Origin of the sequence: Pseudomonas sp. OA65, from assembly GCF_017498305.1 — a bacterium.
Classification (GTDB): Bacteria; Pseudomonadota; Gammaproteobacteria; order Pseudomonadales; family Pseudomonadaceae; genus Aquipseudomonas; species Aquipseudomonas zanjanensis.
Genome location: NZ_JAGDEZ010000103.1, coordinates 1 through 657, shown reverse-complemented (window position 1 = coordinate 657; position 657 = coordinate 1). Strand labels below are relative to the sequence as shown.

The following is a 657-nucleotide window of genomic DNA, read 5'->3' as shown; positions in this document are numbered from 1 at the left end:
CGGTGAATTGGGTCAATGCCGGCATTTTCAGCTCGGGCATGGTGACCAGGATGCCGATCGCCAGGGCGACGATGGTGCCGATCTTGAGGAACGTCGACAGGTAGTCCCGTGGCGCCAGGATCAGCCACACCGGCAGCACCGCCGCGACAAAACCGTAGCCGATCAGCATCCAGGTGATCTGGATCCCGGTGAAGGTGAAGGCCTTGGCCCAGACCGGATCGGCAGCAATTTGCCCGCCCAGCCAGATCGAACCCAGCAGCAACAGCACGCCGATGATCGAGATTTCACCGATGCGGCCCGGGCGGATGTAGCGCATGTAGATGCCCATGAACATCGCGATCGGGATGGTCGCCATCACCGTGAAGATGCCCCACGGACTCTCGGCCAGGGCCTTGACCACGATCAGCGCCAGCACCGCGAGGATGATGATCATGATCAGGAAGCAACCGAACAGCGCGATGGTGCCAGGGATGCGGCCCATTTCCTCGCGCACCATGTCGCCCAGGGAACGACCGTTGCGACGGGTGGAGAGGAACAGGACCATGAAGTCCTGCACCGCACCGGCCAGCACCACGCCGGCGATCAGCCAGAGCGTGCCGGGCAAATAGCCCATCTGCGCCGCCAGCACCGGCCCGACCAGCGGCCCCGCGCCGGCAA

1 protein-coding gene is annotated in these 657 nt (G+C 64.2%); it reads right to left on the bottom strand.

What is annotated here, in order from left to right; all coding sequences use genetic code 11:
• A partial coding sequence (locus J3361_RS29275) for a carbon starvation CstA family protein (protein WP_279382106.1) occupies nt 1–657 on the bottom strand: 657 nt, incomplete at both ends.